The organism is Haliscomenobacter sp. (genome assembly GCF_033763495.1).
GTDB lineage: Bacteria > Bacteroidota > Bacteroidia > Chitinophagales > Saprospiraceae > Haliscomenobacter.
Window position 1 is genome coordinate 1 of the sequence record NZ_JANRKL010000006.1, and the last position, 26,023, is coordinate 26,023.

The following is a 26,023-nucleotide window of genomic DNA, read 5'->3' on the forward strand; positions in this document are numbered from 1 at the left end:
TCCATTCTCATCCTCTCAAAAATCATTTGAGAAAATGCGCAAGATGTTTTACCTTTGCTCAGCTTTAGTTGAAAATGGATTACCGTTTTCTTTCGCAGGCTTCCAGATTCCCACAAATCTCGGAGGCCTTTTTTGTTTTTGTGCTCGACCTGATTGGGTCAACAATCAAAAAGAAATAGCTTTAGTTGAAAATCCGGCCTTGATACTCAAAGTCACTGCTGACTTATGAGCCACTTCTTCCTGCCGGGTTTGAAGTGGAATTTCATTGTTTGAATTGGGAACACTTGCCCACACAAGTGAAAGTTCAATCAATGTTTGTTCTTTAAAGTGGTAATTTGGCTAAGGGCAGGCGGGGTTTGTCGAGTAGCGCTTATTTGCTTGTTTGGTTCTGGTCTGTTGACCTTGGCTTCATTTGTTAATGTAAAAGTACTTGCTGCTCCTGGCGAAAACTACTTATTTTTTGCTTTCAATGTGATGGCTAGCGCACTATTATGGGGAAATATAGCATGTTAATTATTTGATTTTCAATTTATTAAAATTGATTTATGCTTTTATGCCCAAGTACCCTGAATGGCTTATTTTTTTATTAAAAATAAGTGAATTCAAGGTAAAAAATTTGCTTTTTTCGCCACAGTAGACTAAAAATCACTTTTCATCCAGATTGTCGCCAGTACTTAAACAGCTTACTTTATCTTTGTAGAATAGTTTATAATCACCATTCCCTATGCGCAATGTACCAATTTTATTTCTTTTATTGATTGTATCATTGCCCTTGTTTGCTCAACGGCAGGACAGCATTTCTTTAGATCCTGTACCAACGGATTTACTGGAAGATTTTTTGCAAAATAGTGGAGCAGAATCTGGTGATTTTGATTTGAATGGCCAGTTTGATCTTTTGGCTACTTTCCAAAAACGACCGCTAAACATCAATCGTTGTGACGAAGCAGATTTACGGGAACTAGGTTTGCTGAATGACATTCAAATCAACAACCTTTTGCAATACCGAAAGATTGCGGGACCACTTCTGGCCTTATATGAATTGCAGGTAATTCCAGGCTTTGACTTGGCGTTTATTCGCCGCATCATTCCGTACCTGACTACTGGTGGAGATTTGGATGATTTTCAGGCTTCCATTTTAGAAATGGTAGGTGATGGCCGCAACGAGGTTCAGATGCGCTGGTCTCGGGTACTGGAAAAGCAGGCTGGTTATGCCAACCCAGAGTCCGACCAGTCTTACCTGGGTGATCCCAACCAGTTGTTTGTACGCTGGAGGCATACCTATTACAATCGTTTGAGTTTTGGCATTACTGCTGAGAAAGATAGGGGCGAGGCTTTTTTTAAAGGAAACAACCGACAAGGCTTTGATTTTTATTCTGCACACTTTTTTCTGAACAATTACCGCAAAAAATTAAAGTCATTGGCACTGGGGGATTTTAATGCCAGTTTTGGGCAGGGTTTGATTTTGTTTTCGGGGTTCAGTACCGGCAAAAGTGCGGCTTCTACTTTGGTCAAGCGCAATGCGCGCAATCTACGTCCTTATGCCTCGGCCAATGAAGCCAATTACCTGCGGGGAGCGGGGATCAGTTATGCTTTGAGCGATAAATTTGAGGCAACCGCTTTTTATTCCAGCCGTCTGCGCGACGGCAATGTGAATGGGGTAGATACCCTGGATGAGGAAGTTGCCAGTTTTAGCTCCTTCATCGACGCCGGATTTCATCGAACCATTCGCGAAATTGAAGATAAAAACAGTGTACGCCAAAACATGAGTGGTTTGTCGCTCCAATACCACAGTGGCGCTTACCGCTTGGGGCTAAACAGTGTGTACCATCGTTTTGATCGGGCTTTGACCCTCAATCCTCAACCTTACAACCGGTATTATTTCCAAGGGCAATCCCTACTTAACACCAGTGTAGATTATTCGGCTCGCTGGGGCAATCTGAATGCTTTTGGGGAAACTGCCTGGAGTGATAACGGTGCCATTGCAACCATGAATGGCTTGCTGGTGACCCTGGATCGGAAAATGGACGCGGCACTGGTGTACCGCCGGTATCCGCGCAATTTTCAGGCGCTTGGCGCAGCTGCTTTTGGCGAAACCGATGGAGGCCGCAACGAAGAAGGAGTGTACATGGGGCTGGAAATCCGTCCTCGCACCGGCTGGACTGTTAATGCTTATTATGATGTGTGGCGGCATCCCTGGTTGCGTTTTCAGGTAGATGCACCCTCACGAGGTACGGAATGGAGGTTGCGCCTCACTTACGAAAAACGCCGACGGATGCGCGCTTTTGTTGAGTTGCGTCAGGAAAACAAAGAAGAAAACGCTTTTGGCAACGAAACGCCCTATAATGTCCTTACGCCTACCAGGCTGGTGCAGTTGCGCACCTATATCAGCAATCAGGTGAGCAAAGCCCTGGAACTGCGCACCCGTGCTGATTGGGGGTATTGGGATGATGGGGTGGGGGCGAGAGAGTTCGGATTTGCGGTATTGCAGGATGTGATTGTGCAGCCGATTGGCTTTCCTCTTTCTTTCAATACCCGGTTTGCATTGTTTGATACCGATAGTTATAACGTGCGCTTTTATTATTATGAAAACGACCTGCTCAATACCTTTTCCATTCCACCTTATTACAATCGGGGATCACGAGTGTACCTGAACTTGCGCTACCGACCCGTATCTGCGCTGACGATAGAAGCCCGTTTCGCCCAAACCTTCTGGTCCAACCAAACGGAAATTGGAACTGGTTTGGAATTGATCAACGGGCCACGGAAAACTCAATTGAGTGCTCAGATTAAGTATGTGTTTTAGAGCGATCCGCAGTCAGCAATGAGCAAGCAGCAAGCCGTTTTGCTGAGTGCTGATAGCTGAGTGCTGATAGCTATTTTCTATCTTTGCGCCTCAAAAAATCCAAACATGGAATTGTACAAGGAATTCAGCTTTGATGCAGCCCATTTTTTGCCCAATGTTCCAGCAGGACACAAGTGTGCGCACATGCACGGGCACACCTATTATGTGAAAATCCTTTTGGAGGGTCCACTGGATCCTCATTTGGGCTGGGTGGTCGATTTTGCCGACGTAAAAAATGCCTGGAAACCGCTGGAAAAAATCCTGGACCACAAAATGCTCAATGACATTCCTGGTTTGGAAAACCCAACGGCAGAAGTAATTGCGGTATGGATTTGGGATCGCCTCAAACCAAAACTGACACAACTTAAATCAATCGAAGTAAAAGAAACCCCAACTACCGGGGTCATTTATTATGGCAATTGATTGGCGAAAACTGCTGAATTAAAACAAAGTGAGTAAACTTTAAAGACGACTTGGGCATTTATACAAGTCATTACTCATTTAAAGTTGGATGCAGTGGATGTAATTACTAACCGGTCCTCTCGCTTGTTCATCATTTTGGGTGGTTTTTTTGTTGCCAATGCCCTGGTGGCAGAATTCATCGGTGTGAAAATATTCGCACTCGAAAACACCCTGGGGATTAAACCCTTCAATTTCAATTTATTTGGCCAAAAAGACGCCCTGCAATTTTCGGCTGGCGTCTTGCTGTGGCCAATTGTATTCATTATGACCGATATCATCAATGAATATTACGGCAAACGGGGCGTCCAATTGTTGTCCTTTTTGGCAATCGGCCTCATATCTTATGCATTTATTATGATTTTCGCCTCCATTCACCTGGTACCTGCCGATTGGTGGTTGGAACAAAATGCCAGCCGGGGAGTGCCCAATATGCAAGACGCTTTTAGTGTAATTCTTGGGCAAGGGATGTTGATCATTATTGGGTCGCTTACCGCTTTTACCGTTGGCCAATTGACCGATGTGTTTATTTTTCACCGCATCAAAAAATGGACCGGGGAGAAAAACATCTGGTTGCGGGCTACTGGATCAACCGTAGTTTCCCAGTTTTTCGACAGTATGGTGGTGCTCTGCATTGCCTTTAAATGGGGCCCGGAATTGGTAGGCAATGTAGAACCCTGGACCTGGAACCAATTGTTTGCAGTCGCCACCATCCAATATTCCTACAAATTTTTGATGGCACTTTGTCTTACCCCAATTTTATACGTGGCTCACCGGGGCATAGACCACTACCTTGGGCGTGAGACTGCCCATGCCATGAAAAGCCGGGCCACTTCTTGGTGACCCTGGCAAGTTTGTGTGTTCCTGAACCCTTTTTTTCCTATTTTTGTAACCAGACGTTTTTAGAATCGCTTAGCCTGATCAGATACCTATTTTATATGCAAAGCATCCAGCAAACCACCGATACCATCTTGATGGTACGTCCAGCCCATTTTGGATTTAATGAGGAAACGGCATCCAACAATGCCTTCCAGGTCAATGACCAAAGCCTGAGTGCTGCCGAAATTCAAGAAAAAGCCAAAGCTGAATTCGACACTTTTGTGGCCAAACTCCGTGCGGCAGGTGTCAATGTAATTGTAGTGGAAGACACTGCGGCCCCCCTTACTCCCGATGCCGTTTTTCCCAACAACTGGGTCACCTTTCACCAGGATGGCCTGATCATCACTTATCCGATGTACGCGGCCAAGCGCCGTCTGGAGCGCCGCGAGGATGTGCTCAATGACCTATCCCGGCAATTCGCCATTACCAACCATGTGCGGATGGAGAGCCATGAGGCACAGGATAAATTCCTCGAAGGCACTGGCAGTATGATCCTGGATCGCCCCAATCGTTTGGTGTATGCCTGTTTGAGTCAGCGTACAGACCCAGAATTGTTGGAGGAATTTTCTCGTATCACAGGCTATACCCCGGTCCTTTTTCATGCTGTGGATGGCCAGGGGCAGGACATTTACCATACCAACGTAATGATGGCACTGGGTGAAACTTTTGTGGTGATTGTGCTGGATAGCATTCGGGATGTTCAGGAGAAATCAGATTTGTTGTCCTATTTTGACACAACGGGCAAAGAAGTCATCAACCTGAGTCTGGATCAAATGATGTCTTTTGCAGGAAATATGCTCCAGGTGCGCAACACGAGCGGCCAAACCTTTCTGGTGATGTCGACTCAGGCTTACGAATCCTTAAGGCCGGAACAAATTGCGAAAATTGAAAAACATACCCAGATTTTACATAGTCCGATCAAAACCATTGAAACTTATGGTGGGGGGAGTACGAGGTGTATGATGGCAGAGGTGTTTCTGCCGCACAGGTCGTAACGTCGCGACACATCGCGATTCAATAGGCTTTCATGCTGCTCGTATCGGCCTCATGATGGTCTCCTTGTACCTCCAGTACTACAAATCCTGCTGCTTTGGCTTCAGCTTTGACGGCTTCGTTTTCAAAAGTAAAACCTGCTATGCCCAGGTAAATTTTGGCATCGGCGTACCCTGGATTGAGTGTTTTGAAATTTTGAAGCTTAGTCGTCATTAATTGTTTGACATTGGAGGATTTGACATTGTTTTTGACTTCCAAAATGCTGATGCTGTCACCATTGTATAAAACGATGTCGAACTCATCGGTCAGGTTTCTAAATCTGCCTTTTACATTTCTTTCAATGTGGTCGAATTTGACTCCGCCCAATTCCATTTTCTGCTGTAGCGATGAATAAAAAAAGTTTTCTGCAAATTCACCATTGGTATTGCCGATACCACCCAATTGGCGCTGCATTTCTTTTTGGGATTCGCGCAACTCAGCCATCCCGATTTCAGCTCGGGCATAACTTTCTTTAAGATATTCCTTTAACTCAAGCAACTGTACATCGGTTTCAGCCAATTGTGCATCCGTTTTAGCCAACTGCTCGTCCGTTTTAGCCTGTTGTGCGCTCAACTTATTCTGAGCCGCCACCAATTCCTCAATCGCCTTTTCGATTCTATCTATTCGCTCCATGGAGAAAAAACTTTAAACAAAGTTACGAAATATTTTAAAATAAAGTCAAGTCAATTATTTGTGTTTTTTATAAAACTGCACACACAAAAAGAAAGGGCTGCCTCCACTGGAAGCAGCCCCTTTTTTATGCTAAAGATGGAAATTAGTCCATCTATTAGTTAAAGATGTAACGTACACCCAATTGTGCTTGCCAAACGTTGCCCAAGCTAATGCTTTTCACGAATGGAGTATCCAAGAGGATGGTTTGGCCATTTACTACCCGAGTAGTCATCCGGAAGGTAGGTGTACCATCTGCAGCAACACTGGCTACAGAAAGTGGGTTGGCAGAGCTAAAGTTTCCTGAAGTTATTGAGCTACCTACACCCCAGGCATTATTCAGCATGTTACCAAAGTTGAGGATATCTGCTCTGAATTGGAAGGTATTTTTCTTACCTCCGATTTTGATGTAGACTTCCTGCATAACGGTAAGATCCAAACGAGTCAAGGCTGGCAAATAGCCACCATTGCGCTCAGCGTATTGACCGCGGCGTGTTTTTAGGTATTCGTCAGCATCGATGAATTTATCAAATGCAGCCTGTTGTTCAGCAGGGGTAAAGGTCTTACCACCGGCGGTCAAGCTACCAAAAGTAAGGTCACTTGCTTTGTTGGGTACAAAAATCAGGTCGTTGGTCTGACCGTCACCGTTCAGGTCGTTTCCGTAGATGTAGTTGATTTTTGAGCCAGAAGCAGCTACCATACCCAAGGTGAATTCAGTTGCGGCACCAAATTTGCCACCATAATTGAGGCGATAGCTCAGATACCCTACAAAACGACTGCGCAGATCATTGTCAGAGAAGCTCGCCTCCAGGTAATTTTGACCACCTACAGTTGGAGCGTTGGCTTGTACGGTACTACCTACTGATTGCAAGTCGGTTGCTTTGCTATAAGTATAACCAATCATACCCCCAAAACCATTGGTTGCTGGTTTTTCCAACTTGGCAGTGAAAGAGTAAGCGTAACCTTCGTTGGTGTTGGACAAAATAAACGCGTTGGAAATAGTTGGGTTGATGAAGCGGGCAATGGCCACCGTGTTGGCAGCACCTGATCCAGAGCTGGCTACCCCGGATGCTGGGAATCGACCGCGAGTATCTGCACCGTTCAACTTACGATCTGGCCCTTTCAGGTTGGCATCGATGTAACGCAAACCCTGCAGGGTCTTGTTGTAAATACCTTCGAGGGTACCGATCAAACCCCAAGGCAATTTCTGGTCGATTGCCAAGTTAGTTTTCCAGGATACTGGGTATTTCAGATCCTCTTTAGAAGCGTTGATTACGTAAGGTGGCAACTTGGTGATGTCGGTATTTGTTGGTGCAAAACGGCTAGGATCCGTGGTAAATGGATATGCAGTGGTAGCCGCACCCGTTACGTTGATCAATGCAGTGTTTACACCGTTGTTACCCAACTGGTTGGATACCAATACCTGAGGAATGCGAGATACGAAGATACCCGTACCACCACGCAACTGGGTGTTTTGTTTGCCGTCAACATCCAGGTTGAAACCCAAACGTGGAGAAAGCAACAACGCAGGCTTAGGGAAGGTAGAAGTGTTGATTTTCAGGTTATTACCGTCCTCGTCTTTGAAAGTCAAGCCTGCAACAACAGGGTTGAAGAAGTCAGCAGCAGTAGCATTGTCGTAGGTGAAAACGTCTCCACGAATGCCATAAACCAATTTGAATCGCTTTGAAACTTGCAATTCATCTTGAGCGTAGGCACTGTAGGTAGCCACTTGCAAGGTTTGCAATGGTTCAATTCCCCCTGGCAACAAGGAATAACGCAGGTTGTAGCGGTTGAAGGCTACAGGTGAGGTAGTTGCTGATGGGTTATTTTTGAACGCTAAAGCAGCAGTCTTGAAATCAGCAATTGAGTTGTAAACGTATACACCATTAGAAGATGGGAAGAATACGTTGTTTGACTCAAAATACTCATAAGAAAGCCCTAAGGTAAAGTAATGCTTCTTGGCAGAAATGTTGAAGTTGTTGGTGATGTTGAACGTGCTGTAGTTCAACTTGTTGTTTGGTGTGAACGGGTCGAAACCTACAGTAGTGTAGGTTGTACCGTCTTTCAGGATATCAACAGTTGGGAACGGATCGGTTCTGTACTTACGGTCTTCAATCTGTTTGTTGAAGGTAGCAACAAAGTTATTCGATGTTTTGCTGCTCAACACAGAGTTCAATTCAAAAGCGACAGAACGGGTGTTGTCCTGAATGATGTAGCCAGTGTTCTCAGCAGAAATAGCTAGTGCAGAGTTTTGGCGGTTACCGTTACCCGCAGTGTTACTACTGTTTGAACCACTGATGACTTGTTCAGATTCTGAGTTGTGGTGAGAGTAACGCAAAGAAGCTTTGTGCTTTTGGCTGATGTTGTAATCCAAGCGGATCAGTGCTTTTTTACTGGTTACATCGTTGTTGAAGTTGTCCAAAGCCCCCATGTCGTAATTGAAGTTGGTCTTCATAAAATCTGCCAAATCCAACAAGTCTGCTTCAGTTACTCGAGATACGTTACCTGTTGCACCAGGTCTGTTTAACTGCCAAGACAGTGCCGGGTTAGTACCTGTGAACTGCTCATAGTTTCCAAAGAAAAACAACTTGTTCTTGACGATCGGTCCACCCAAACGGAAACCAGTAGTTTTTTCATCGATAAAAGGCTTGGGAGAAAGGGTGATACCATCCGCTTTTTCCCCAACCAAATCACTGTTGCGGAAAATGTGGTAAACTGAACCGGAAAATTCGTTCGTTCCAGAACGGGTAACTGCATTGACACCAGCGCCCACGAAGCCAGATTGGCGTACGTCAAATGGAGCAATGTTTACCTGTACTTCTTCTACTGCATCCAAAGAAATTGCGGTGGTACCAGTACGTCCACCAGCCTGAGCAGAAGAACCCAAACCAAAACCGTTGTTGAACACAGAACCGTCAATGGTAATGTTGTTGAAACGGCTGTCCTGGCCAGCAAAAGAACGGCCATTGCTGTAGGCGTTGTATTTGGTGATGTCATCAATGGTACGGCCAATGGTAGGTAAGCTGTTGATGGCCTTGGAGTCGAACTGGGCAGCTGCACCAGTACGAGAACTAGAAAAAACTGAGTTTTTACCAGCACTAATAACAATGTCATCCAGCTGAACTGCTTGTTCTTCCAACGCAAAATTCAGCGTTGCAGCAGTTCCCAAGCTGATGTAAATTCCTTCTTTTACTTGGTCAGCAAAACCGGTATAAGTCACCGTAACTTTATAAGGGCCACCTACACGCATACCTGGCATGCGGTAAGAACCGTCCAGGTCAGTAGCGGTACCATAATTTGTACCCGAAGGTACGTGTACTGCAACCACGTTGGCGCCAATCAGGGCTTCTCCTTTAGTGTCGGTAATGATACCGGTCATCGCAGAAGTAGTCACCTGAGCAAAAGCACCAAATTGCGCAGCAAGTAGTACAACCACTGTGCAAAGCGCTTTAAACAGGTTAGCAAGCTTCATAAACTAAATTAATTTGGTGATGGAATGAGTGAGAATAAAATCACGGCGCAAAATTAACGTACAGTTTTGAAATCAGTATTAACTCAGTGTTAGTTTTCTGATTAAAAATCAATCGATTATAAGAAACAAGTCTATGTTAATTTTATAGTAAAAATATTGTTTTTAAGAATAAATGAAATTTTTTCCTGCTTTTTGCGTAGTAAAATTTTTTGATTCGCTTAAGAAAGGAGATAAAGCCTCCGAAGAAAAAAATTTACATTAATTTAACCTTAGAAGTGCTAGTCTAGGCAAGCAGAAATGGACAATGCTTGATTGAGCCATGAATGGAAAGAAAAAACGCTCAATCAAGCATTATTTGTATATTTTTTGATCAAATTATTCCAAGAGCAATTTTTGAGTTGGCCGAACTACATCGAACGCGCCCATCTTGTTGAGATAACGAAGGCGTTCGGCCGACACTTGATATTGATCGGCGATTGTTTCTAGGGTATCATTGCTGCCTACCACATGAACCCGTCGTCCATTTTCATAAATCAGTACTCCTGGAGTACCAAAATTAGTATTCGGATTGTTTGGTATGCCACCCTGAGCGCTGTAATCGTAAGCATTGGGAATAGCTGAAGAATTGGCTGCATTAGGGTCGTATTGGTCTTCGCGTCGATAGGTATAATTGCCAGAATTGTTTGTTGTGTTGCCCATCTGGTCGTAGCTATTCGGAGTGTTGGGGTTGGCGAAACGATTCTGGGGAGTGTATTTGGGAACGGGAGAGTTGAAATCCTGACCATTACCTGGAGTGTAACTTCCCGGGGTATTGGGTTGCTCGTAGGAAGCAGGAGGAGGACTGTTGCCCAAGGAAGTATTGCTCTGGCAAGGGTTGACATTGAGCACAAAACCAGCGGGTACAAGGTCTTGCGGCCCAAGATTGTTCATGGAGCGCAGACGAGCTTCGGTCAGGCCATAATAATTGGCAATGGCAGCAAGAGATTCCCCTGCGAGCAAGGTATGGTTTTGCAATCCGGTTTGCCAACCAGGTACTGAGCGCTCAGCCATTTGGTTGTATTGTGCTGGGACATTGTTGTTGGTCACATAGGGCGCTGGTGTACCAATGCTGAGCTTGGCGCCTGCAGCGATCAGGTCAGACTGGAGGTAATTCCAGGCTTTAATGTCGTCCACGGTGACATTGTACAATTTAGCGATGCGGTAGAGGCTTTCTCCTTTTTTGACAAGGTGGTTTCTACCATTCTGGGTAAGTGTAGCTGTGTTATTGATGTTGTTATTGGTCTCCGGAGCATAAACAGGCTCTTTGATGGGAATGTTGTTGGCATTGTTACCTGGGTTGGGCAGCAAGGGGGGAGGTGCAACATAGGTTTGTGCCATTACCCAAAGCGGAGCGTACATCAGCAAGTACAGCGTAATTGATTTTTTTTTCATATTGATTGCCTTATAGCAAGGCAAGTTGCGAGTTTTTATCCAAAAAATCAACAATTCCTGGAAGAAAGGAGGAAGGTTAACAAAAAAAAGCTCAAATTTCATTTTGTACCAAACCCTTACTTACTGCATACAGCACCAATTCGGAGGAGGAACTGATTTGTAATTTTTTCATAATATTTTTGCGGTGAGTATAAACGGTATGTGTGCTCAGGTTGAGGGTGTCTGCAATTTCTTTGGCAATCAGTCCTTTAGCAGAAAGTTGAACAATTTCAATTTCACGGGCCGAGAGTGGGGTAGGAGCACAGTTGACTTCTGTCTCTTTGGCCAGGGATTTTTCCAACAAAAAATCAATTACCCGACTGCAAAAAAACTTGTTTCCCTTGAGGGTAGCCTGGGCCGCTTCGAGGATTTCATTAAGGCCACAGGTTTTGGTTAAAAAGCTGGTAACTCCCAGTTCCAATACTTGGGCAATATTGTCCTTGCGGGTATCGGCACTAATGACCAATATCTGGGTTTTGGGTGAAACGATTTTGACTTTTGCAATTGAGCTTGGGCGAAAGCTTTCGGATTGGCTATAGTCTAGCACTACTAAGTCCGGCTTGTTGACCCGGAGCGAGGCAATCATTTCCTCTTCATTACCGACTTCCGCTACAATCTGGTAATGCCCTGATTGATTCAACAATTGGCGAAGAGCCAATCGAGCCAAGGGTTGTTCATCTGCCAGTAATACGGAATATTGCTTCATACTCGGTAACTATTGGGCGATAAAAAATAAGCGTTCCTTTTGCCAAAGGAGTGAAAGCGTAAATGGTTCATTTCAAGCGCCTTTTTGATCCTTTTTCCTCAAAAAAATGCACACTTATTTTTGCTCCACTAAGATGACCGCGAAGGTATCAATTTTTTTCTTTTGGACAAAATTTATTTAGACTACGTTTAAATAGAACTTCAGATGAACGACAAAACTTGATTTATTGTTCGGTGGTAGGATCACCAAAAGGGTCCCGAGGCTTAAATTCCTGGGGTGTGGGGTCGCCCTCTTCAAACATTACGCGCAATTTGTATTTGGAACCCAAAGAACTGACCAAGGGCCCCATCATGGTATTGAGCACTTCCCGAGCTTGGACTTTGGCTTTATCCATGGCATCGGCATTCAATGCATCGCGGCGAAATTCTTCACGCAATACATTAAAGGCTTTGTTCAAATCGTCACCTTTGATTTCCCGCAACCAACCAATGCTCATGCGGTCCATTTTGGGATACACTTCGTGGGAAAGGATAATCGGTTCTGGCAAGGTAACGGTAACCAGTTTACTTTTTCCATTGAGTTTGATGTCGAAATAATCGTCGAGTTTAAAACCAATCTTTAAAATGCTAATTGCCGTGATTTCGACGTCGGTAGAAGATACCGCAAAACCCCAAACTTTAGTCTGGAATTGTTTGGTCAAGCCTTTTTTGTCCCGGATTTCGTAAGTGGCCAATTCCGAAACGACTTTTTCCACCCGTTCCTGCAAAAGTCCCCGTGATCGGCCAAAGTCTTCGATGGCAGCCCTTTCTTCGATCTGTTTCATCAAGGGAGACAGTGCTTCAGTGAGGGCAATGCCGCAGGGGGTGTCTACTCTTTTGCCCTTGGCATAAAAAGCTCCATCTTTCATGGGAATGAGTCCTCCCATGACGTTATTGACCAGGTAACAGGTGTATTTGGCGGCTACTTCGTACCAGATTTTGGCGGCATTTTTGAACCCATTGTCGTACCAGGTTTGGTACAAACTACTGGTGGTGTCTTTGATGGCTAAAAATTCATCGTAGTACAAGTTGCGCAAATAGTCGTGGTGTTTGTCGTATTCGTTGGGCAGCTGTTTTTTTATCGACTCGCTCAAACCCATACGATTGGCAGTATGGTTCAGGATAGCCATGTTCATGTCGTACACCAGTTGATTGAATTCCCGCCGATAGCGTTTGGGGTTGGTCAGAATGGCCAGGGCATCCTCTTCGTCGATGTCGAAATTAAAATCAGCAGGTAAATAATTCAACTGAAATTCTTTGGGCACAGTGGTGACATCACCACTCATACTTCCTTTGGGCAAATATTTGTAAGCAATCAAGGCAAACAATGCAATGACCAGGATGGCCAAAAAAGTTTGGCTGATGCGCAAACGGGAGTCAACACCTTCAGACATAACAGTAGATTTTGGTCAAAAGTAATAAATTTGTCGGGGCAACCCTATGTGGTTGCCCCTTTTTTGGGCGACCATATAGGGCCGCCCAAACAAAATCGAAATTCAATGCTCAATCCACAAAGCACCCTCAATTGCGCCGGACGCCTCTTGGATCTTTCCCAACCCGTCATCATGGGCATCATCAACGTAACAGAGGATAGTTTTTATGCAGGCAGCCGGTTCACTGCCTTGGATGTTATTGTACAACAGGCAGAAAAAATGCTGAGTGAAGGTGCCCAAATTTTGGACATTGGGGGCATGTCCTCCCGCCCAGGGGCGACCCTCATCAGTGCTGAAGAGGAGGTAGAACGTGTAGCTCCAGTTGTTGAGGCACTAGCGAAACGTTTTCCGGAGGCAATCTTGTCGCTCGATACCATTTATGGCCAGAGTGCGAGGGTAGGAGCAGGGCTGGGGGTTGGCATCATCAATGATATTTCAGCAGGTCGGCTCGACGCCAGTATGTATCCAACGGTAGCTGAATTGGGTTTGCCCTATGTTCTCATGCACATGCAAGGGCATCCAGGTAACATGCAAAGGAATCCTGAATACAAAGATGTGGTCACTGAAGTGCTCGACTTTTTTATTGTGGAAGTAGGCAAATTGCGCGCCTTGGGGGTGAAGGATATTGTGCTTGACCCAGGTTTTGGTTTTGGCAAAAACCTAACCCACAATTACACCTTGTTAAAATACTTGCAAGTGTTCCAAATTTTGGATGCCCCCATTTTGGCTGGTTTGTCCCGCAAATCCATGATTTATCGCTTGCTGGAAATTGAGCCGGAAGCAGCGCTAAATGGTACTACTGCCTTGCATATGGTTGCCTTACAACAAGGGGCCAAAATACTACGTGTACACGACGTAAAACCCGCTGCAGAGGTGATTCGACTGTGGGAAATGCTTGAAAATGAATAAGAAAAAAACCTATGTTTGTTATTTTTTTTCAACCCTCAACCAGATTAGATGAGGAAAAAAACACCATAACAATAGAAAAAGTTATTTTTGCCGGATGGGAATTGTACTTGTTGAAATGATGCTTCTTTTTGAGTGGCACATTAAAACGCAAGTCTATTGATAATTATATCACCATGAATACTATGATCCAAAAACTATGCATTCTCCTATCGGCATGCCTGATAGGGGGTTTTCTCTCTGCCCAAGTTCCAAGCATCTCTAGCTTTGCTCCAAGTTCTGGGCCCATCGGTAGCTCCGTTACCATCACAGGAACCAACTTCAACACCATTGCCGCTAATAATGTGGTTTATTTCGGCCCGGTAAAAGCTACTGTAAATGCAGCAACTGCTACTACACTGACGGTTACGGTGCCAGTTGGAACCAATTACCAACCCATTACGGTGTTGAATACAGTCAGTGGGTTGCGTGCCCAAAGCACCTTGCCTTTTAAAGTTACGTTTAGTTCTGGCTTGAGCATTGATGCCATGTCCTTTGCGGCAAAGGTGGATTCCGTGACCGCAACCCGCCCGAGTGGTTTAGCCACTGGCGATATGGATGGTAATGGTAAGCCTGATTTAGTGATCGCTCATTCCGTGACACAATCGATCCGGATATACCGCAACAACAGTACCGGCAACGCAGTATCCTTTAGCCCACGTTTCAATTTAACCCTGAACGCGGGTGCAACCGGAGTAGCAGTTGATGATTTAGACGGTGATGGCAAATTGGACATTGCAGCAACCAGTTCAACGGCAAGTAAGGTGTTTTTATTCAGGAACACTTCAAGCGGCAATGAAATGAGCTTTGCTGCCCGCATTGATTCAAGTGCAGGTGGTGCTGCACAGGCTGTTGCCGTCGGAGACCTGGATAGGGACGGAAAGCCCGATTTGGCCATTGCCAACTCCTCTGCAGGAACCATATCCGTCCTCCGCAACACCAGTAAGATTGGTACTCTCTCTTTTGCCAGCAAGATCACCTTTACAGTAGGAAGCCAACCATTTACCCTGGCCATTGGAGACATTGATGGTGACGGAAAATTAGACATTGTCGCTGGGAATGCTCAAAATAGTACTATTTCGGTTTTGCGCAACATCAGCACATCCGGTAATATCAATTTTGCGGCCAAGGTTGATTTTGATGCAGGAAGTTTCCCTTTTGGAACAACTCTAGGGGATATCGATGGAGATGGGAAACTAGATGTATTGGTAGTTGACCAAGGTATAAAATTGACCATATTGCGCAACACCAGTAAGGTAGATACCGTCCGATTTGCAAGCAAAGTAGATTTTACTACGGGTACTACCCCTATTCGTATTTCAGTGGGTGATCTGGATGGTGACGGCAAAGCTGAAGTAGCCGTTTCCAACAATGCTACTTCGACCATGACCCCATCCACGGTATCCATCTTTAAAAACAATAGCACGAACGGAAACATCAGTTTGGCACCCAAGGTGGATTTGGCAACTGGAGCAGCACCTTTTGCCAATGTAATTGTCGACCTGACTGGAGACAATATACCGGATTTTGCGGTGGTAAACCAGAATGCCAATACCGTCTCTGTTTTCCGTACCACCTTCGACCTCCCTCCCGCCATCACTTCTTTTAGCCCCATGACCGGAGGACCAGGTGACACCATCACCATTACCGGAAATAACCTGACTGGAGCCACCAAGGTCAGCTTTGGTGATACTGCCGCCAGCTTTTTTCAGGTTGTTAGCCCCCTTATAATCAAGGCAGTAGTGGGTGTCGGTGCTTCTGGAGAAGTGGCAGTGATTGTCCGGGGAGATACCTTGACTCTACCCGGTTTTGTGTTCACGGATTGCCCAACGACCTTTGTATTCATTGATGCCATTCCGGGCGACACCATCTGTCCGGGGGACTCGATTAGATTTGAAGCCAATGCCTTGGTAGCAGATTCTACCGCTACTTTTGAGTGGTATTTGAATGGAGATCTGGTTGGTACAGATACCATACTTACCATTGATACGCTAGCCCATTTGGATACCATTATTTGTATCGTACGGGATACCTGTAGCATGCCAGTATCTGACAGCGATACCCTCATTGTACATTTAAAAACCTTACCCGTCCTGACCAGTACGCTAAGCCCGCCTGCCGTTTGTAGCGGGACTAGTTTTGCGTATACGTCCACAACCAATGTGCCAGGCACAACTTTCCAATGGCGCCGCAAAGCAGTACCAGGGATCAGCAACCCAGCAAGCACCGGAATGGGCCCCATCAGCGAAACCCTTAATGATACGACGGCGAACCCGGTGATGGTGACCTACGAGTTTTTTAACTTAAGTGCAGGAGGCTGTCTTCAACCGGATACTTTTCGCATACAGGTCGTGGTTAATCCAATCCCCAAACTGACTAGCCCAACGGCCCAGCTAATGCAATGTACGGGGACCCCATTTACTTACACGCCAAGTAGTTCTACTACGGGAACCACCATCACCTGGACCCGCGCCTTTGTAAATGGAGTCAGCAACTCTGGCAGTATGGGTACCGGGGCCATCAGTGAAACCCTAAACAACAGTGGTGATACCTCAGTTACAGTGACTTATGTTTTTGCCTTGATTGCCAATGGGTGTAGCAACCCTATGCCCCCCACTTTGAAACTAAAAGTAAGTCCGATCCCGCAGGTGACCAGTAGCCTCACTCCTCCCGCAATTTGTAGTGGTGCGAACTTTAGCTATATCCCTATTAGCAATCGGGCAGGAGCAACGTTCAACTGGACCCGTGCCGCAGTAACAGGTATTAGCAACGCGGCGCGAACCGATACAGGCAGAATCAATGAAATTCTGTCCAATACCACTACCAATCCGGTAAATGTAGTTTATCAGTACACCGCTACACTGGGAGGCTGCACCAGCCCGACTCCGGTGAATGTCACTGTAACCGTGAATCCGAGCCCTTTGCTCAGTAGCACGCTGACTCCAACTGCAATTTGTAGTGGTACTCCTTTTGTTTACCCCCCCACCAGCAGTAGCAGCAACGTCACATTCACTTGGACCAGAGCCGCAGTGAATGGAATTAGCAATGCCGCAAAAAATGGAACTGGGGCGGCTAGGGATACCTTGGTGAACACCACTGCGGATACCGTAACGGTCATTTATGCCTACACGGTGAGTGCCAGTGGCTGTTCAGATCCAAACCCCAGGAATGTCACATTACGGGTCAAACCCATTCCCCGCTTGAATAGTAGCCTTACACCGCCTGCGATATGTAGTGGCACAAGCTTCAGTTATACACCCAGCAGTGCAACTGAAGGCACCACTTTTACTTGGTCGCGCACCGTGGTATCGGGCATCAGCAATGCTGCGGCGAGTGGGACAGGTAACCCCAATGAAGCATTGGTTAATACGACCAACGGTCCAATCAATGTGGTTTATGCATACTCCTTGAGTGCTGCGGGTTGTGCCAACCCTGCCGCCACAAACGTCACCGTTTTGGTCAACCAGCCGCCAGCTTTGAGTAGCAGCAGTACTCCTCCCGCTATCTGCAGTGGTACAGTTTTTAGCTATAACCCGACCAGTGCAATACAAGGCACCACCTTCACCTGGACCCGTGCCGCCGTAAATGGCATCAGCAACGCTGCCGCCACTGGTACCGGGAATCCGAATGAAACTTTGACAAATACTACAGGTTTGCCTATAGGAGTAACCTATGTATATACCTTAAGTGCCAATGGCTGCAGCAACCCACAAACCTTCAATGTGGTGGTAAGTGTAAAACCATTTCCAACCCTAATCAGCGAAATTAACCCACCAGCCATTTGTAGTGGCAGTACGTTCAATTACACCCCATTGAGTGGGTCATTCGATGCTACTTTTAACTGGACCCGGGCCGCAGTGAACGGCATTTCCAATGTGGCCGCCAATGGTACAGCCGAAGTAAGCGAAATTTTGGAAAATACTACCACTGCGGCCATCAACGTAGTGTATGCGTTTACCATCACCTCGGCTGATTGTAGTAACCCCAATCCTGTTAATATAACGGTGAGTGTAAAGCCAAGCCCACGATTGACCAGTTCAGTCAATGTTCCGGCCATTTGTAGTGGTAGTACCTTTAGCTATTCACCAAGCAGTAATTTAGCCAATACCACTTTTGCCTGGACCCGCAATGCTGTGGAGGGCATCAGCAATACTGCCAGCAGCGGAAATGGTGCCATCAATGAAACCTTGACCAACGAGGTTACCTTTCCCTTGAGTGCGATTTACCGCTACACCCTTACGGCCAATGGCTGCTCTACGATTTCACCCAGTATTGTAGAATTAAGCATCAATCCATTGCCTACTTTGACCAGCACAACCATTGCCCCTGATATCTGTAGTGGTACCCTTTTTAGCTACTTGCCCAAAAGTTCGACTCAAGGAACGAGCTTTACTTGGACACGTGCCGCTGTGTCTGGCATCAGCACACCTGCTACCAGTGGAACGGGAAACCCAGCTGAAGTATTGACCAACACCACCAACGGACCAGTTACGGTGGTGTACGTTTACCGACTGAGTGCCAACAATTGTAGTAACCCCGTGGGCTACAATGTAGAGGTAGAGGTGAACCCCCTTCCTACCTTGACCAGTGCCAGTTCGGTTCCAGCCATTTGTAGTGGTCAGATCTTTACCTATACTCCCACCAGTTCCGTGCCCAATACGACATTCAGTTGGACCCGTGCTATTGTTAACGGCATCAGCAATGTAGCAGGTAATGGAATGGGGAATCCAAATGAAACGCTGACCAATACAGGCTCCACACCAGTGAATGTGACCTATGTCTACACTCTGAATGTGGATGGTTGTGTCAATACAACAACCTACAATGTGACGGTGACCGTAAATCCCAAACCAACCCTGAGTAGTACGATAAACCCACCGGCCATTTGTAGCGGATCTACTTTTGCTTACACACCTACCAGTGCGACGACCGGAGCAACGTTTTCCTGGAGTCGGGCAGCAGTGAATGGCATCAGCAATGCATCAGCGAACGGTTCAGGTAACCCCAATGAAATCCTGACCAATACTACATCCAGCCCCATTAATGTCACCTATGTGTACCTGCTTAGCGCCAATTCCTGCGCCAATACCATCAGCAACAGTGTGGTTGTAACGGTGAATCCGCAGCCGAGCCTTAGTTCTGATCTGGCCTTGGCGGGGAGCTGTAGTGGTACGAGTTTTACGTATACGCCTACGAGTGCTACGCTAGGTACCACATTCAGTTGGTCACGGGCAGCGGTAAGTGGCATCAACAATGCTGCGGCCAATGGTTTTGGGCCAATCACTGAAACGCTGACCAACAGCACCAATGCCGCAATCACGGTTTCTTATGTGTTTACGTTGAGCGCCAATGCTTGTACCAACCCGGCTACCTTCACCGTGAACAAGTCGATTGATCCGATTCCAACCTTTAACGGCGATCTCAACCCGGCGGCCATTTGCAGCGGGACGGCCTTTGCCTATACACCGAGCAGCAATGTTGCCGGAACCCAGTTCACCTGGACTCGGGCGGCTGTAAACGGCATTAGCAATGCAGCAGCCAGTGGCAGTGGAAATATCAATGAAAATTTACTCAATACGAGCTCCGGTAGCTTGAACGTCGTTTACCAATACGCTTTGAGCGCCAATGGGTGCAATAACCCCAATAATGCTCAGGTGACAGTAACGGTAAATGCAAAACCAGTCCTGATTACCAACAACCCAGCTCCCCGATGTACCTCTTTGGTCGACTTGCGGGAGGCTGCGATTACGGCGGGTTCCAGCACAGGGCTGACGCTTACCTATTGGCGGGATGCCGCAACCACCTTGCCTTTTGCTAACCCTCAAGGCGCCGATGCTGGAGTGTATTTCATCAAAGGCACGATCGCCAGCACAGGGTGCTTCGACGTAAAACCAGTTACCGTGGTGATAGGCCGCATTCCTGATGCAGTAGCCAGTGGGAAAACCATTTGTAGTGGCATCCCCGCCGATATCACCGTGCTCAACCCCAATGCCGCACCGGGTGCAACCTTCAATTGGACAGCGACCTACGGTGTAGCCCGGGTGGGGCTCGGAAGTGGCAGTGGAGTGCCCTTTGGGGTCAACGCCATCGATGAACTCCTGGTCAACCTGACCCGCAAACGCACCGAAGTGACCTATACGATCACCCCGGTGGGCTCCCAGGCTGCTGGGTGTATTGGCGAACCCATTACTGTGGTGGTAAAAGTGAACAGCATGGGCAAACGTTGTCCGGAGGCGGAACCAACTGCTTTCCGCGAAACCATCCCACACAATACCGCACCTCAAATCAAAGTCAACCAGGTTAAACCCAAAAAGCGGAAAAAATACCTGGTGCAAGCCATCAGCAATCCGGATAGTGTAGATGGGGTGAGTGAGGCGCCCTATACCCGCCCACGCGGCTCGGTATTTGAAGAAAATGTATTGAAAAACCGAAATCGTCAAGCTGCGGTGGTTGTGTACACCATTGTGCCTTATACCAATGGCCCGAATTGGCGCGACAACAATGGTACCGGAGACGATGTTTTAGGCGCTTCTTTCGATGTGGTGGTTACCGTGCAAGGAGCTCCTGGATTCAGAGAGACTGAACTGCCTGAGATTGCCTCTCAGCCAAAAGAGTTGGTGCAAAAACAAAGCAGTTTGGACAAACCGCTCCAAACTCAAAAGCCCATTGCTCCGGCTCTACTGGACTACATGGTAGAAGCGGCTCAACAACCTGAAGCGGAAAAGGTAGTCTTGTTGCAAAACGTGCCCAACCCCTTCCAGGGCAATACCCAGATCGGCTTCTACCTGCCCGAAGCAAGCCAAACCAAACTGACCGTGCGGGATGTGAAGGGTGCAGTGCTTTACCAAATTCAAGGTGAATACAACAAGGGTTGGAATCTCCTGAATGTAGAGGCGGCGGCGCTGCGTGGCTCCGGGGTGTTGTACTACAGCCTGGAGACGGCAAAATTCGTGGAGACGAAGCGGATGGTGCTGTTGAAGTAGAAGACGAATGAAGGAAGGACGAGTGACGAACGGTCGCCCCAGGTTTGGGGTGGGGTTCGTCACTTGTTGTTTATCATTAATTCTTGTTTGAACCTGCCTTGGGGTTCCAGGGTTTGCTGGATTTATTAAAATCCCAAACCGAACTAGTGGCTGCTATTTTCCACTGTCCATCCTGTTTTTCGAGGATTTTGAGGTTGTAGGCGTCAATCTCAGTTCCATCAACCATGGTGCTACGCTCTTTATAGGCTGCCCAGGCAACCATGCCGCGGATCTGGATGTTCCAATCGCTGTATTGAATATTAGGCTCCGACGTTTTACATCCTGGACTGTTGAGGTAGTTTTTCAGGTTGTTGATGAATTTCAGACCCTTTCCGGTAGCTGCGCTGCCAGGGTCATTGAAATTGGTGACAACCCAGGATTGGTGTTCAACAGGCAACATGCTTTTTTCCCAGGTTGAACCATCGCAGTGGTAAAAGCTAATCGTTTCCGTTTGGATTACACTTTTGATGGCTTCTTCGTCAGTGTTTTGGGCAACGCCAAAAGAGTAGGCCATCAACAAGGTGGCAATTGTTGATAAAATTTTCATAATCAATTTTTTAAAAGTGATAATATAATCTAGCGCCAGGCAAATTAACCCATTGGTCGCCTAAATAGAGCAGCTACTCATTATTCTGCTACTGCTTTTTCGATACCCAAAAGTTCAAGCAAATGCATTTGGTCAGCGATGAGCCAATGGCTCACAATTTTTCCTTTTTCAATTTCATAACCAATGGCAAAAGGGAAGTCAATAGAACGATAGGTAGGAGGAATGCCATTGAATTCGCCCTCATGTTTGCCAGTCATTCGTGCTCGAACGATGACGCGATTGCCCTCAGCTGTAATTTCGTCAGCGAACAGCTCATACTTGGGGAAAACGCTGTCGAAGAAAGCAATGTGCTCGATAAGGTGCTGGTCGGTGGTGAATTGACCCACTAATTCGGGCGTTTTCTCTACACCGCTAATGGCATTGAAATACTCCAGGATAAATTCCTTGTTTTGCATCAAATTTTCCATAGTAATTTTTTTATTTCAAAATTAGACTATTTTAAAGTGTTGGTGTTAGCCCAATTGTTGCAAGGTTTAGCCTAGTTGTTGCGATCTTTTTTGTCATGCCGTCGAAATGCAGAAGGTCGTACACCAAATCGTTCTCTAAAAATGCGTGTAAAATGACTTTGACTTTTAAACCCAGTTTTAAAAGCTATTTCTCCAATACTGTAATCCGAGGTTTCCAACATCTCCTTAGATTTTTGTAGCCGAAAACAGCGTATGTAATGAGCGGGAGGTTCCTGAATTACATTTTTTAAGCGCCTGAAAAGTTGAGTTCGACTCATAGCCATAGATTTACTCAAATAATTGGCATCAAAGTTTTCATTGTCGAGGTGGGCTAAAATGACCGCATTTACCTTTTGTAGAAAAATGGCATCCTGTGGGCTATGGGCTGCAATCGAGCTGATTTTATGCTCAAGCTGAGTAAAATGAGACTGCAATCGCTTTCTAATTTCTGCATAAAAGCCTCGGATTTGCGGCGGGATATTCACATTAGGATTATGGTTATCAATGGAAGGATCGGGATACCGTTCCATTTGCCATTGCAACTCGTAGGAGGTTCCACCTTCCTCTTTTGAATGTACAGTAATGGGGAATTTACATGATTTGGTGATTTCCCCGATCCGGGACAAGTCAACTCCTGTGTTTTGAATTTTGAGCTGCAAGTAAAAGGAGTGAGTGGTATTGACCAAGTTGGCACTTAAGCTAACCGATTCGTTTTGAGGCGTAAAGGTAATAATGCGGCAAAGTAAGCTGCTGAGCGCAATGCAGATTTCTTCAGGATGGTAACGAATCCGTAATTCTTCTGGCTTCGCATGGAAATAAACTGACACTTGCTGCGCTTGAGCAAAAGGGATCAAGGCAGTTACGAGATTTTTTAACAGGGCTATGGCATCTGCTTCAACCAGGTACTTCATAGCCACAAGATAATGAAAATGTGAAGTTTATTGCAAGGCGAAAAGCCAAAAGTACTTTTACTTGATCGCCATTCAACTCACTCACTCCCGTACAAACTCCAACTCCTCCTGATCCTCCAACAACTTCACCATCACCGGCAATTCATCCATATTTTTATCATTTTGGCGGTATTTTACCACATAATCCACGCCCTGAATGATTTCGGAGCTGATGGCTCCAAAATTGATGGGAGGCACTGCATCATGCGTATGTGCATAGGTGCTGATGAGCGGTTCCTTGAGTTGTTCCAGCAGTCCGGCGCAGAAGGGGTCCTGCACGATGCGGATGTGGATTTGCCCGTTGGCATTCAAGGCCAGGGGAGATAAATTGGATGGATTGTCAAAAATCATGGTCAGCGGGCGCAAGTGATAGGCCAGCAGGGTTTCCAGGCGGGGGTGCAAATGGTCGACATAATGCTTGAGCATGGAGATAGAATTGACCATGAGCTCAAAATTATCTGCGTAATTTTGGCGTTTGAGTTGAATGAGCCGATTGAGAGAAGCGGTCTGGCTAGGCAAACAAGCAATACTCCACAGGGTATCTGTCGGCAGCAGTACAAGTCCTCCAGATGACAAAATTTTTTCTACGCCCTCAAAATCGTAATGCTGCGCCATTTGTTTTACGTTGGTATAGGTCATCTTCATGTAGTTCATTCCAGGTTTGTCCCCTGTTTTTCAAAATCAGACGCATGTGTAAAATGAGTGCTAATTTTTGTACAAGGCTATTTTTCAAAACCTCATTAACGGTTCGACCTATCCGCTTATTGCTTACTATATGCCTGATTTTGGCGGGAATGGTAAGCTCCACGACCTTAAAGGGTAGTCATATTATCGGGGGTGAAATCAATTATGAGTTTGTTGGCTTTAAAGGTGGACGGGTTGGCAGTGATACCTTGTTGTACCGGGTGGTGTTGGTATTGGTGCGTGATTGCAACGGTGGCGCGGCTTTTGATCGTTCGGTTCCCATTGCCATTTATTTAGGCAACAACCTCCGGCCCCTGCGCAACTTGCGCATCAGCAGCCCGAAAATAAACAAGGTGCCGCCAGATCAAAGCAATCCTTGTTTGATTGTACCACCCGGTTTTTGCGAAGAGGAGGCTGTATACAGCGACACTTTGGAACTGGTGCGTTCGGACCAAGCCTACACATTGACCTACCAGGTATGTTGCCGCAATGCGTCTGTCAACAACATTCCCAATAGCACCGGCACTTTAGGCATTACCTTGACGGTGGAAATCAGCCCCCAAGCGCAAAGCAACCTCAGCAGCAGCCCAAGATTTACGGCAGCGCCCAAAAGCGAATTGTGCGTGGGCATCTCCTCGGCCATTCAACTGCAAGTAGCCGATAAAGATGGTGATCGTTTGACTTATCACCTCTGTGCACCTTTACTCGGTGGTGGCCCCTTAGGCGGCGGACAAAACGATATGCATCTGGCCAGCAGCGCCCAAGGCATCAGGCCCGATCCAGCTACGCCTGGCCCCTACGAGGAGTTGCCTTTTTCGCCTACTTTTTCCTTCAACCGTCCTTTGGGGAATGTAGGCACCATAAGCATTGATTCCACTACTGGCATTTTGCGGGCCTTGCCCCGTGCCCTCGGCCAATACACCATGGGCATTTGTGTAAAAGAATACCGCAATGGAGTTTTGATCGGCATGATTCGCCGTGACATCCAGATTAAGGTCAGCAACTGTAATTTTACCATTGATGCCATGGTCAAATCGGACAGCAGCAATGGGCAAGGCAGCTTTTGGGTCAAATCCTGCAACAAACCCAACCTGAGTTTTAGCAACAGCAGTACAGGCCTGGATAAAGTATTCGCCTACCGTTGGGAATTCATCATCAACGGCAAAACGGAAGCACGGGACACCAAAGATGCCAGTTTTGATTTTGGGGCACCTGGCAATTACTCTGGTTTGATGATCCTCAATCCAGGCACCGTTTGTACGGATACCGCCCGGGTTTTTGTGCAGGTTTTTCCTTCGGTCAAAGCCCAGTTTGACGCCATTTTGCCCGCTTGTGACATTGCCCCTATCCAATTCAACAATACCTCCCTATTGAACCAGGGCGCCACTTACCGCAGTGTAGAATGGAATTTTGGCGACAACATGACAGCTGCTGAAACCTCGCCCAGGCACAATTATACCCTGGCCGGAAGTTACCCGGTGAGTTTGGCCATTTTGACCAATACGGGGTGCCGAGATACGGCCCGACAAAATATCGACTATTTTCCGGCACCAACCAATGCTGTGCGCTTACAAGCTTCCACACGAGAAGTATGTACCCAAACCGGACAATTGAACCTTTCCCTGGAAGTACCTCCCGTAATGAACCACCCTCGGTATATGGTGGAATGGGATTTTGGCGATGGGACCAAAGGTGCCGGTTTTAGGGTAAACAAAAGTTACCTCAATCCTGGTACTTATGTGGTCTCTTACCGCTTATCTGCTCCGGGTAGTTGTATGGTACAAGGCGACAATGCCAATGCCCCCATTAGAGTAGTTGAAAAACCCAGTGTGGACTTCACTTTTAGCCCAGAAGAACCTAGTGCCCGCAACCCCGAGGTAACTTTTACCGAGACGTCTACTCAAGCCGACAACTGGAACTGGGATTTTGGAGGTAAAGGGAAAACTACCGAACGCAACCCCGTTTTTTCCTTTCCTTTTGAAGGGGAATACCCGGTAAAGCTGGTCGTCGGCAACGGGCAGTTTTGCCGGGATTCGGTGACCAAACTGGTTAAAATTAAAGCAGTGGATGCCTTATACGTTCCCAACGCCTTTTCACCCAACGGAAACGCCGCAAACGCAGTCTTTAAACCATTAGGGTTACTGCCGGGATTTAGCGGCTATGAGTTCAGGGTCTATTCACGTTGGGGGCATCTTTTGTTTCAAACCACTGACCCGGAAGCTGCCTGGAATGGCAAAGTGAACAATCAGGGAGAAAATTGTGCGCAGGGTGTATACCTTTATCAACTGGTTTTTCAGTCTGCTGCTGGCAAAACGGTCACTAAACAAGGTACGATCACCCTTTTGCGGTAGAATTTAAGGAAAAAAATG

At 46.5% G+C, this 26,023-nt stretch carries 17 protein-coding genes; 8 read left to right on the top strand and 9 right to left on the bottom strand.

The genetic code is table 11. The annotated features are described in order from the left end of the window. The 5 genes from SFV55_RS00405 to ctlX all read left to right on the top strand — a co-directional run. On the top strand, window positions 1-229 hold a 229-nt coding region (locus tag SFV55_RS00405; RefSeq protein ID WP_320027460.1), incomplete at its 5' end, for a hypothetical protein. Window positions 230-724: 495 nt separating this feature from the next. Next, window positions 725-2,803: a helix-hairpin-helix domain-containing protein gene (locus SFV55_RS00410; RefSeq protein ID WP_320027461.1), complete on the top strand. Its 2,079-nt coding sequence runs from the start codon at window positions 725-727 to the stop codon at window positions 2,801-2,803. 105 nt (window positions 2,804-2,908) lie between these two features. Then, a complete protein-coding gene (gene queD / locus SFV55_RS00415; RefSeq protein ID WP_320027462.1) occupies window positions 2,909-3,265 on the top strand; it encodes a 6-carboxytetrahydropterin synthase QueD in 357 nt (118 codons plus the stop codon). A 102-nt stretch (window positions 3,266-3,367) separates the two neighbouring features. Beyond that, a complete protein-coding gene (locus tag SFV55_RS00420) occupies window positions 3,368-4,144 on the top strand; it encodes a queuosine precursor transporter (protein WP_413776672.1) in 777 nt (258 codons plus the stop codon). 95 nt (window positions 4,145-4,239) lie between these two features. Next, window positions 4,240-5,175, top strand: coding sequence for a citrulline utilization hydrolase CtlX (ctlX, locus tag SFV55_RS00425; RefSeq protein WP_320027464.1), 936 nt, complete (start codon window positions 4,240-4,242; stop codon window positions 5,173-5,175). 19 nt (window positions 5,176-5,194) lie between these two features. Here ctlX and SFV55_RS00430 read toward each other — a convergent pair whose 3' ends face one another. The 5 genes from SFV55_RS00430 to SFV55_RS00450 all read right to left on the bottom strand — a co-directional run bounded on the left by SFV55_RS00430 (window position 5,195) and on the right by SFV55_RS00450 (window position 12,961). After that, complete coding sequence (locus tag SFV55_RS00430) at window positions 5,195-5,845, bottom strand: hypothetical protein (RefSeq protein WP_320027465.1); 651 nt, start codon at window positions 5,843-5,845, stop codon at window positions 5,195-5,197. A gap of 154 nt (window positions 5,846-5,999) precedes the next feature. Continuing rightward, window positions 6,000-9,353 carry a TonB-dependent receptor gene (locus SFV55_RS00435; protein WP_320027466.1) on the bottom strand — a complete coding sequence of 1,118 codons (3,354 nt, stop codon included), beginning with the start codon at window positions 9,351-9,353 and terminating at the stop codon, window positions 6,000-6,002. 375 nt (window positions 9,354-9,728) lie between these two features. Continuing rightward, window positions 9,729-10,784: a LysM peptidoglycan-binding domain-containing protein gene (locus SFV55_RS00440; protein WP_320027467.1), complete on the bottom strand. Its 1,056-nt coding sequence runs from the start codon at window positions 10,782-10,784 to the stop codon at window positions 9,729-9,731. 91 nt (window positions 10,785-10,875) lie between these two features. Further along, a complete protein-coding gene (locus SFV55_RS00445; RefSeq protein WP_320027468.1) occupies window positions 10,876-11,529 on the bottom strand; it encodes a response regulator transcription factor in 654 nt (217 codons plus the stop codon). Window positions 11,530-11,752: 223 nt separating this feature from the next. Further along, window positions 11,753-12,961, bottom strand: coding sequence for a DUF4230 domain-containing protein (locus SFV55_RS00450; RefSeq protein ID WP_320027469.1), 1,209 nt, complete (start codon window positions 12,959-12,961; stop codon window positions 11,753-11,755). A gap of 105 nt (window positions 12,962-13,066) precedes the next feature. Here SFV55_RS00450 and folP point away from each other — a divergent pair, with 105 nt between their 5' ends. After that, window positions 13,067-13,909, top strand: a complete 843-nt coding sequence (gene folP / locus SFV55_RS00455) for a dihydropteroate synthase (protein WP_320027470.1) — start codon at window positions 13,067-13,069, stop codon at window positions 13,907-13,909. A gap of 173 nt (window positions 13,910-14,082) precedes the next feature. Next, window positions 14,083-20,928 (top strand): PKD-like domain-containing protein, encoded by a 6,846-nt coding sequence (locus SFV55_RS00460; protein WP_320027471.1) that lies wholly within the window; start codon window positions 14,083-14,085, stop codon window positions 20,926-20,928. A gap of 76 nt (window positions 20,929-21,004) precedes the next feature. Here SFV55_RS00460 and SFV55_RS00465 read toward each other — a convergent pair whose 3' ends face one another. From SFV55_RS00465 to SFV55_RS00480, 4 genes are all read right to left on the bottom strand, one after another. After that, window positions 21,005-21,514, bottom strand: a complete 510-nt coding sequence (locus SFV55_RS00465) for a hypothetical protein (protein WP_320027472.1) — start codon at window positions 21,512-21,514, stop codon at window positions 21,005-21,007. An 80-nt stretch (window positions 21,515-21,594) separates the two neighbouring features. Further along, a complete protein-coding gene (locus tag SFV55_RS00470) occupies window positions 21,595-21,981 on the bottom strand; it encodes an ester cyclase (RefSeq protein WP_320027473.1) in 387 nt (128 codons plus the stop codon). Window positions 21,982-22,052: 71 nt separating this feature from the next. Beyond that, on the bottom strand, window positions 22,053-22,931 hold the full coding sequence (locus tag SFV55_RS00475; protein WP_320027474.1) for a helix-turn-helix domain-containing protein: 879 nt from the start codon (window positions 22,929-22,931) through the stop codon (window positions 22,053-22,055). An 81-nt stretch (window positions 22,932-23,012) separates the two neighbouring features. Next, a complete protein-coding gene (locus SFV55_RS00480) occupies window positions 23,013-23,615 on the bottom strand; it encodes an L-threonylcarbamoyladenylate synthase (RefSeq protein WP_320027475.1) in 603 nt (200 codons plus the stop codon). 119 nt (window positions 23,616-23,734) lie between these two features. Between SFV55_RS00480 and SFV55_RS00485 the strand changes: the two genes are divergently transcribed. Further along, window positions 23,735-26,005: a PKD domain-containing protein gene (locus tag SFV55_RS00485; protein ID WP_320027476.1), complete on the top strand. Its 2,271-nt coding sequence runs from the start codon at window positions 23,735-23,737 to the stop codon at window positions 26,003-26,005. Window positions 26,006-26,023 lie beyond the last annotated feature (18 nt).